The 9578-nt window shown below is 69.6% G+C and carries 8 protein-coding genes and 3 pseudogenes; all 11 read left to right on the plus strand.

Annotation, left to right across the window (positions count from 1 at the left end):
* Window positions 1–268: 268 nt before the first annotated feature.
* Window positions 269–778 (plus strand): glycosyltransferase, encoded by a 510-nt coding sequence (locus tag AC08OT_RS16020; protein WP_476593825.1) that lies wholly within the window; start codon window positions 269–271, stop codon window positions 776–778.
* Window positions 772–969, plus strand: a pseudogene (locus AC08OT_RS16025) (glycosyltransferase); the annotation flags it as partial. The gene AC08OT_RS16020 and the pseudogene AC08OT_RS16025, both read left to right, overlap by 7 nt.
* A gap of 24 nt (window positions 970–993) precedes the next feature.
* A complete protein-coding gene (locus AC08OT_RS16030) occupies window positions 994–1647 on the plus strand; it encodes a GtrA family protein (RefSeq protein WP_476593826.1) in 654 nt (217 codons plus the stop codon).
* The gene (locus AC08OT_RS16035) at window positions 1634–1810 is read left to right on the plus strand and encodes a hypothetical protein (protein WP_476593827.1); all 177 of its coding nucleotides are present in this window, start codon (window positions 1634–1636) and stop codon (window positions 1808–1810) included. The genes AC08OT_RS16030 and AC08OT_RS16035 overlap by 14 nt, the downstream gene beginning before the upstream one ends.
* Before the next feature lie 770 nt (window positions 1811–2580).
* Window positions 2581–3889, plus strand: a pseudogene (locus AC08OT_RS16040) (glycosyltransferase family 2 protein).
* On the plus strand, window positions 3886–4146 hold the full coding sequence (locus AC08OT_RS16045; protein WP_476593828.1) for a hypothetical protein: 261 nt from the start codon (window positions 3886–3888) through the stop codon (window positions 4144–4146). Before AC08OT_RS16040 ends, AC08OT_RS16045 begins: the two are co-directional and overlap by 4 nt.
* A gap of 54 nt (window positions 4147–4200) precedes the next feature.
* Window positions 4201–5598 (plus strand): 4-amino-4-deoxy-L-arabinose transferase, encoded by a 1398-nt coding sequence (locus tag AC08OT_RS16050; RefSeq protein ID WP_476593829.1) that lies wholly within the window; start codon window positions 4201–4203, stop codon window positions 5596–5598.
* 91 nt (window positions 5599–5689) lie between these two features.
* Complete coding sequence (locus AC08OT_RS16055; RefSeq protein WP_476593830.1) at window positions 5690–6484, plus strand: DUF5996 family protein; 795 nt, start codon at window positions 5690–5692, stop codon at window positions 6482–6484.
* A gap of 82 nt (window positions 6485–6566) precedes the next feature.
* Entirely contained in the window at window positions 6567–6902 is a 336-nt protein-coding gene (locus AC08OT_RS16060; protein ID WP_476593831.1) for a hypothetical protein, read from the plus strand.
* Complete coding sequence (gene pepN / locus AC08OT_RS16065; RefSeq protein ID WP_476593832.1) at window positions 6899–9160, plus strand: aminopeptidase N; 2262 nt, start codon at window positions 6899–6901, stop codon at window positions 9158–9160. The genes AC08OT_RS16060 and pepN overlap by 4 nt, the downstream gene beginning before the upstream one ends.
* Before the next feature lie 275 nt (window positions 9161–9435).
* Window positions 9436–9573 (plus strand): annotated as a pseudogene (locus AC08OT_RS16070) (DUF6529 family protein); the annotation flags it as partial.
* Window positions 9574–9578: the final 5 nt, after the last annotated feature.

The raw sequence follows: 9578 nt of genomic DNA on the forward strand, positions 1-9578 counted from the left end.
CGGCATTGTCACCCGCCCCCGTCCGCCGACGGCCTGCGGTAATTTTTCGCCCGGCCTTATGACCGTAGGGCCCGGATCGGGCATGGGGTGCCGGTAGATGGCTCGATCCGGGACTTCTCTTATTCTGCTGCCTCTGGGGGAAATTCGTTATGATCACCACAGGAATGTGGCCGTGTGAATGTTGCACTGTATTGTCCGGAATTCGACGGATCGGGATTATCTCGGCACTGACCCGCGTTTCGCGGGTCAGTGGCCCCGGGGGGACCCGATGACCTCGACCGGTCAGGGGGATAGGACCGATCAAGAAAGTAGGACCGATCGGGGAAGCCGGATCGAGCAGGGGAGTGGGGCCGATCGGGGGAGCCGGACCGGGCCGGAGGGCGGACCGGACGACCGCACGGGCCTGCTCCGCCTGCCCGTTCTGCCGCATCCCCGCCCCCCGCTGGAGCGTCCCGAGCGGACGGGCGGTTCGGCCGCGGAACCGGTCGGTCCCCGGGTGGACGTCGGGCCACAGGTGTCGGTCGTGATACCCACCCGCAACGAGGCGCACAACGTCGAACCGCTGCTGCGGCGCCTCGACGATGCGCTGCACGGCCTGTTCGGAGAAGTGATCTTTGTTGACGACTCCGACGACGGAACACCCGAGGTCATCGCGCGCGTCCGCCCCTCGATGCGGTTACCGGTACGGGTGCACCATCGGACCCCAGCCCAGCGGGTCGGCGGGCTGGGGGCGCGGTCAGCGAGGGCTTCGCGCTCTGTGCCGCACCCTATGCGGTGATCATCGATGGGAACCTCCAGCATCCGCCGGAGACCATCCCGGCGCTGCTCGGCACCGCCGTGGAACATGCCGCCGACGTGGTGATCGGCAGCCGGTACGTGTCCGGCGGCAGCGCATCGGGGCTCGCTGGAAGCATGCGGCACCTGGTCTCGACGGGGTCCAACCGGTTGTGCCGGTGGGTCTTCCCCCGTCGGCTGCGCGGCGTCTCGGACGTGATGAGCGGCTTCTTCCTGGTGCGGGTTGCCGTCGTGGACCGGGCCGGCCTGCGACCGGACGGCTACAAGATCCTGCTGGAGCTGCTCGTCGCGTCCGGACGGCTGCGTGTCCGCGAGATCGGGTACGCCTTCGCCGAGCGGCGCGCCGGGACCTCCAACGCCTCGCTGACCGAAGGCGCCCGCTTCGCCCGGCGGCTGTTCGCGTTGCGGGTTCCGAAGCCCGCGCGCTTCGCCCTGGTCGGGGCGTCCGGGACGGTGCCGAACCTGCTTGGCACCGCCGTGCTTCACCACGTCGGCCTGCACTACCTGGCCGCGGCGATCGTCGCGATCCAGATCGCCATCGGCTGGAACTTCCTCGGCTGCGAGCTCCTGGTCTGGGACCGGGAGACGGGTTCCCGGCTGCGTCGCTATCCGGCGTTCGCGCTCATCAACAACCTCGATCTGGTCATCCGGCTGCCACTGCTCGCGGTGCTGGTCGGGCGATGGCATCTCGGCGTCGGCATCTCGACCCTGATGTCTCTGGCCGCCGCGGTGATCGTCCGATACCTGGTGGTGGATCGGCTGGTGTACCGGCGACGGGCGGTGCCTGAGCGGGCGGCGTCGCCGTCGCGCGGAAGGCCGTCGGAGGACGGGGTGCCCGGTGCGGTTTCGTAGCCCACCCGCCGGTGACGGCGTACGCCTTGGCGCCGGCGGGGTCCTCATCCGGCTGTTCTGTTCCGGGCATGTGCAGCTCCCCGACGGGCGGATCCTGCTTGCCGGCGGCACCTTGGCGTATTCCACGCCAACGACGAACTACAAGGGAATGGCGAGGAGCTAATTCGCCGATACCACGGTCGCCGAGTACGTGGCCGACCTCCCGAAGCTCGTCGCGGCGAACTGACCCTCCATCCAGGCCGGGGACCGGACCCGCCGCGGTGTCGCCCGCCCGCGGTGCTCCGTGCCCACCCCTTTCAGGCAGGTACAGGTGACATCCGATTCCGATTCCGAAGTCCCGCGTGCGCGGGCGCTCCCCCGCGGTGCGCGTCGGCAGGCCCGTGCGCACCGAGCTCCCCGCGTGCCCCGACGCTCACCTCGGCCGTGGATCGCAGTGGCCGCGAGGTGGGGGGCCGCGGGGTGGGGGCCGCCCTGTACACCACGTCGGCCCTCGTGCTGTCCGAGCTGGCCGGTCTCGACGGGAGCACGTCCTACCTCCTGCCCGGAGCACTCGCGATCGTCCTGCCTCGGATGTTCGGCCGGGGTGGCCGGGGCCGGCGGATCCCGTGGCTCGCCCGGCTCGCGTGCGAGTCGGGCGGCTGGTACGTCTACATGTTCGCCGGTTCGCCGGACATCAGGCTGGTCTCGTACGGCGGTCCGCGCCTGGGCCAGCCGTTCGCCGTGGTGCTGGGAGCGGTGGCGGCGGTGACCGGCGGCTTGGTCCTGTCCCGTCGGTTCCGGGCGCGGGCCCGCGGGTCGACCCCCGGCGCCAGCCGCCGGCGCCGCTGGGTGTGGGCGCTGGTCAGCGTGCCCCTCGCGGTGACGCTGGGGGTGCGTGCGGCCGAGCATCATCACGTCGTGCTGCTCGCCACATGGACGATCGTCTCGCTGCTGATGCTGTTGGTCGCCAGCCTGACTCTCGTGCGCGGCCAGTACAGCTGGCAGCGCCCCGAGCGGGTGCATCACGTGGACCTGACCGGCAACCTCGCGCCCCGCAACCGCTTCTCGCTCATCGTCCCCGCCCGCGACGAGCCGGTGCTCGGGCGGACCCTGACCCAGATCCTTGCCGGCGACTACCCCCACGACCTGGTGGAACTGGTCGTGATGGTGTCCCATGACGAGGTCGACCAGGAGACCCGGCGGGTCGCCGAGGAGATCGCTGGCCGGCATTCCAACGTGCGGGTCGTCGCGCCCGAAGGCAGCCGGCGTAGTAAACCCCTGTCCCTGGAGGACGCCCGCCGGCACTGCACCGGAGACCTGGTTGGCGTCGTCGACGCGGAGTCCCTGATCGCCGGGGGACTCCTGCGTTACGTGAACACGCTGGCCCTGCGCCACGCCGACGTCGGCATCTTCCAGGGCGGCGTGCAGCTCATGAACGCGCGTGCCACGGCGTGGCGGCGCGCCGCGGACCACTCGCCGATGCGGGCGTTCCTCCACTGGTTGGACACGGGCACCTCCTGGTGGCGGGCCCGCAACTGCCTCGAGTACTACATCTGGTTCATGTCGCGGCTGCGTTTCCAGGCGCGCGCGTTTCATCCCACTTGGCGGCAATACGGTGTTCATTCGGCGAACGGTGCTGGAAAGGCTCGGTGGGTGGGACGTCTCCTTCCTCACCGAGGACTGTGACCTCGGGGTGCGGGCCTCGGTCGCCGGAATCCCGACCGCGGTCTTCTACCACCCCGATCTGACGATCCGGGAGGAGACCCCGGAAAGCCTCACGAAACTCGTCGTCCAGCGCACCCGCTGGATGATGGGATTCATGCAGGTCCTCTTCAAGGGGGACTGGCGGGCGCTTCCGGGAGCACGCCAGCGCATCATGGCGGTGGAGATGCTCACGATGCCATTCTTCCAGGCACTCGCCGGCGTCCTGCTGCCGGTGTCGCTGGTCCTCACGTTGTTCCTGGCGGCGCCGACCGGTCTGGTCATCGTCTTCTGGCTTCCGTTCGGTGCGACCGTCATGACGGTCTTCTCCGAACAGGCGGCGTTCCGCGAGTTCGCCGAGGCGTACGGGCTCGATCTGCGTCGCTGGGACAGCGTGCGGCTCGTGCTCTGCGCCCCGCTGTACCAGCTCGCGCTTTCCGCCGCCGCAGTGCGCGCCACGGCCCGGTTGCTGCGTGGCCGGGTCGAGTGGGAGAAGACCTCCCACTCCGGGGCCCACCACAGCACCGCCTCCGGCCGCTTCGAGCTGGAGGCGGCGTCGTGACCGCACCCGACGCCGCGAACCCGTACCCCCGCCTGCTCGGCCCGCAGACCGCCGTGACCTGGATCGCCGCCCGGGCCGGGGAACTCGCCGGCCGACTGGTCGGCTGGGCCGGCGCCCGCCGCCGCAGCCTGCTCCTGCTCGCCGTGCTCCTGACGGTGGTGGCGGTGCTGCACGGTTATAACTTCGACGGCTGGCCGGGCCGCGTCACCGACGACGAGGGCACGTATGCCGCCCAGGCGTATTCGATGCAGTACTGAAACCGGATCGCGCATTACACGTACTGGTACGACCATCCGTTCGGCGGATGGCTGTTGATTGCCATCTACACGAAGATCACTGATGGTTTCAACCGGGCGCCGACGGCGGTCACCGCCGCCCACGAGCTCATGTTCGGCGTGCATCTGGTGAGCTGCGTGCTACTGTACCGGTTCGGTCGGCTCCTCGGCCTACGACGGTTCTTCGCCGGCCTGGCCCTGCTCGTCTTCTCGCTTTCACCGCTCGCCCTGTGGTATCAGCGGATGGCGTTCCTCGACAACATCGCCGTGATGTGGCTGCTCGCCGCCCTGGTGTGCGCGGCGTCGCCGCGCCGCAGTGTCGCGGCGGCGGCGTTCGCCGGGATCTTCATGGCCTTCGCGTTCTGGTCGAAAGAAACCGTCCTGATCTTCCTCCCGGGGTTATACGTACTGCTCCGGCAGAATCGTGATCCTCGTAACTGGCGATTCGTGCGGCGCAACTTCATGGGCTGCCTGATCGGCGTGTGCGGTATCTACATCCTGTATGCGGCCGCGAAGAACGAGCTGTTCGAGGGGCCCGGCCACGTCTCGCTGGAATGGGCGATCAGATGGCAGCTGTTCGACCGGGCCCCGAGCGGCAGCGTGCTTGACACCGGTAGTGACACCTACCATGTCGTGCGGTCCTGGCTCGATCTCGATCCCTACCTGGTCCTCGCCGGTATTGCGGCCGCGGTTCCCCTGCTCGCCCTGCGGCGGCTGCGGGTCGTCGCCGGACTGCTGCTGCTGCAGTTCGCCTTCGTTTTCCGCAACGGCTACTTGCCCAACCCCTACATCACCGCGATGCTCCCATTCGCCGCGTTGTGCGTGGCAGGACTGCTCGACGCCGTCCTGCCGAGTGGAGCACAGCCGCGACGCGGTCCGCCGCATCATGCCCGACCGGGGTCGAAGTCGGAGTCGGAGTCGGGGCCGGAGTCGAAGTCAGAGTCGAGGTCGGGGCCGACCGCGGCCACGATCGTCAACGGCCTGCGCTGCCTCGTGGTCCTTGTGGCCCTGTCCGTGGCCGCCGCGACGGTGATCCCGGACTGGACACCGAAGATCCGCACCGCGCTCACCCGGGACGCGAGTGCCCCGAGCCGCGAGGCGACCCGATGGTTTCTCGCGAACATTTCCTCCGAGGGCACCGTCATCACTGACGACATCGCCTGGACCGACCTCACGATCGCCGGGCGCCGGCCGCTGCCAGTGTGGTTCTACAAGCTGGACCTCGACCCTCAGGTGCGCGGCCGGTTCCCCCACGGCTGGCGTGACGTCGACTACCTGATGATGGGCAAGCCCCCCGACTCGGTGCTCGGTGAGATCCCGCTTGTCGCCGAGGCGCTCCGGCACTCGGTGGTCCTCAAGTCGTTCGGCGACGGGGAGATCGAGATTCGCCGGGTCATCGTCCCGGACTGCCGTGGCCGGCCCGACCGGTGCTGAACCGTGACGTCCTCCCCCGGGATGCGTGGAACACCTTCGGTGTTCAGACTGGCGCTGTCCGCTCCACTTCGTTCGGTTCGGAGGGATCGCCATGGTCGAGATGCTGGCCCCGTTCCCGTTGTCCTGCTGGGCCGAGACCAAGCAGACCGTACACCGTTACCTGCAGGTCGTCGGCAAGATCCGGCTGGCCGCGAGCCCACGGCGCAACCACTGGTGGAATGTGCCGTTCCAGCTGACCGGCCGTGGACTGACGACGCGTCCGATGGGCCAGCTCGACGGAAACCCGATCTTCACCATCGACTTCGACTTCGTCGGTCATGAGCTGGTCGTCCAGCGCCTGGACGGCGAGACGATCTCGTTTCCCCTGGTCGCGCAGTCGGTAGCGTCGTTCTACCGCCGCACCTTCGACGCGCTGGCGGCACTCGGCATCAAGATCCGCCTTGACCATCCGCATCCGTTCGATCTGCTGGACGCGGCACGTCCGTTCAACGAGGACACCGAGCACGCCGCCTATGACCCGGCGGCGGTGGCCCGCTACTGGCAGACGCTCAGCCAGGTCAACCTGCTGTTGGAGGAATTCGCCGCCGGATTCAGCGGCAAGGTCAGCCCGGTCCACCATTTCTGGCACACCTTCGACATCGCCCATACCCGATTCGCCGACCGGCCCGTCGACCAGTCCGCCGAGACCGATCCGGTCACCCGGGAGGCCTATTCGCGGGAGGTGGTCAGCTTCGGAGTCCTCCCGCTCGCGGCCCTCGAACGCAGCCCGGACCGGCGGGCCGGCGTCCTCGGCTTCTACGACAGCGCCTACCGGGCCGGTTGGGACATCGAGCGGTTCGCCTGCCCCCACGGCGTCACCGACCCTGTCCTCGCCCCTGGGCACTGACATCGACGAGCCACCCGGCAAGATCGGAGGGGTGACCGGGTCCGCGCCGGACGGGCGACGAGGTATCCCATAAGTTCGCCGTATGCACAGCCTCACCCGGGATGAAGCCCTCGCCCGTGCCGGCCTGGTCCGCGTTGACGGCTACGAGATCGAGCTCGACCTGACCGCGGCGCGCACGTCGACGGAGTTCGGCTCGACGACCAGGGTGCGCTTCAGCCTCCGTTCCCCCACGGACGGCTCTCTCGCCACGGACGGCTCGTCGGCGGGCGGCGAACCGGCGCTGACGACGTTCGTCGAGCTCAAACCGGCATCCATCCAGCAGCTGTGGCTCAACGGCCAGCCGCTGGACCCCCTCCGCCGTCGACGGCAACCGGCTCCCCCTCCGCGGCGCTGCACGCGACGAACGAGCTCGTGGTGACGGCCACGATGAGGTACTCGAACACCGGCGAGGGGCTGCACCGGTTCACCGACCCGGAGGACGGCGAGGTCTACCTGTATGCGCAGACCTTCCTCGACGACGCCCAGCGGATGTTCGCCTGCTTCGACCAGTCCGATCTCAAGGCGCCGGTGCGCCTGAGCGTGGCCGCACCCCCCGACTGGACGGTGCGGGCGAACGGCGCCGGGAAGCAGACCTTGCCGGGGCCGTGGGAGTTCACCGAGACGGTCCCCCTGGCGACCTACTTCGTGACGGTGGTCGCGGGGCCGTACCACCTCGTCGAGGACTTCCACGACGGCATCCCGCTCGGGCTGCTCTGCCGCCGCTCGCTCGCGCCGTACCTCGACGCCGACGCGGCGGAGATCTTCGGCATCACCCGGGCCTGCCTGGACCGCTACCACGAGCTGTTCGCGAGCCGGTACCCGTTCGGGACCTACGATCAGGCGTTCGTGCCCGAGTTCAACGCCGGCGCGATGGAAAACCCGGGGTGCGTGACCTTCCGGGACGAGTTTGTGTTCCGCTCGGCGGTGACCGAGGCCGAACGGGAGCTGCGTGCCGTCGTCATCGCCCACGAGATGGCCCACATGTGGTTCGGTGATCTGGTCACCATGCGCTGGTGGGACGACCTGTGGCTGAACGAGTCGTTCGCCGAGTACATGGGCTATCGGGTGACCGCCGAGGCGACGCGGTTCACCGGGGCGTGGACCAGCTTCGCTGTCGGTCGCAAGAGCTGGGGCTACGCCGCCGACCAGCGGCCGTCGACGCACCCGGTGGCCCCGGCCGACGTCCCCGACACCGCGCTCGCCCTGCTGAACTCCGACGGCATCTCCTACGCCAAGGGAACGTCGGCCCTGCGGCAGCTGGTCGCCTGGGTGGGCGACGACGCCTTCCTGACCGGGCTGCGGGCGTACTTCGCCCAGCACGCCTTCGCCAACGCGTCCCTGGCCGACCTGCTCGCCGCGCTGACCACGGCGAGCGGCCGGGACCTCGCCGGCTGGGCCGAGGTGTGGCTGCGCCACGCACAGGTCAACACGCTGCGCCCCGAGATCACGATCGGTTCCGACGGCCGCCTCGCGCAGGTCACGGTGATCCAGACGGCACCGCCGACGCACCCGACGCTGCGTCCGCACCGCATCGGCATCGGCGTCTACGGCCCGGCAGAGCCGACCGACCCGACCGAGCCGATCGTGCTGCTCCGCCGGGTGGAGGTGGACATCGATCCGGCGGCGCCGGACGGGCGCACCGGGATCGCGTCACTGGTCGGGAGCGAGGCGGGATGCCTGCTGCTGGTCAACGACGGCGACCTGACCTACGCCAAGGTCCGTTTCACTCCGGCCGACCTCGCCGCTTTGCCCACCGTCCTGCCGCGGACGGCCGATCCGCTTGCCAGGGCGATCATCTGGGCGGCCGCGGCCGACGCGACCCGGGACGCCGAATGGCCCGCCGCCGACTATCTGACGCTCGCCGTGGGTGCGCTGCCCCGGGAGACCGAGATCGCCGTCTTCGAGGACGCCCTGCGTTTCGTCCGGGCCACCGTGCTGAACCGCTACCTCGCACCGTCGGCGCGACCGGCGGCCGCGCAGGAGCTCCACGCCGCCTGCGCGCGGGTCCTCGCGGCCGCCGCACCGGGAGGCGGTCATCAGCTCTCCGCCGCCCGCGGGGTCATCGGGTGCAGTGGACCGGCGCAGGCGGGAACACTGGCGGCGTGGCTCGCCGGGGCGGGCGTGCCGGCCGGACTGGTCATCGACCCGGACCTACGCTGGACTCTGCTACACCGGCTGGTCGTACTCGGGCGGGCCGGGGAGGCGGAGATCGCGGCCGAGAGCCGGCATGATCGCAGCGCCCGGGCCGCTGAGCATGCGGCGTGGGCCTGCGCCGCCGTCGCCGATCTCGAGGCGAAGGCCCGGGCCTGGCGGACGATCGTGGACGACGACACGATGTCCGCCCGGCTCGTCGCCGCGACGGCCGAGGGTTTCTGGCCGCCTGAGCAGGCGGATCTCACCGGCGGGTACGTCTCCCGCTACTTCGAGCAGATGCCGGCGATGGCGGCCCGGCGATCCCCGCACGCCGCCCGGCAGATCGCCACCTACGCCTATCCGCAGTTCGCCGTGTCCGTGGGGACGGTGCGGGAGGCGGACGCCCTGCTGGCCCGCGATCGTCTCGACCCGCTCCTGCGCCGCGTCGTTGTCGACGCGACCGACGAACTCCGCCGAGCGGTGCGGGCCCGTCTCCGGCCCTGACGCCGGGCCCTGCTCCGGCCCGCCCGTCATCCAAGCCGACGGCATCGTCATCCCACTGACGATGTCATCTCCCCGACGGCTCTGGACGCGCCCGCGTTCTTTCCGACATAGTTCGCGCAGCAAGGATGTCTCAGGGGACGGGGGGCGGTATGGCAGCCGGCACGGACCGGGCCGAACGGCAGACGAATGCGGGTACGGCATTAGAATTCGTAATGAAGTAATTAATGCAAGCCAATATGCGTCTTCGCAGGTCACGGGCTCGCGAGGACCCCGAAGTGAACAAGTTATTTTATTCCGAATCCTTAGGCGTTGCCTTGTTGGTCGGTGCCGCCGTCGCGGTGTCGACCGGTGTGTACGCGAGGGTTCATGAACCAGCCGGGAGGCCGCTGTTCACCCTCGGTTTCTCCGGCATGTGATC

Source organism: Frankia sp. CgJB1 (assembly GCF_977947065.1).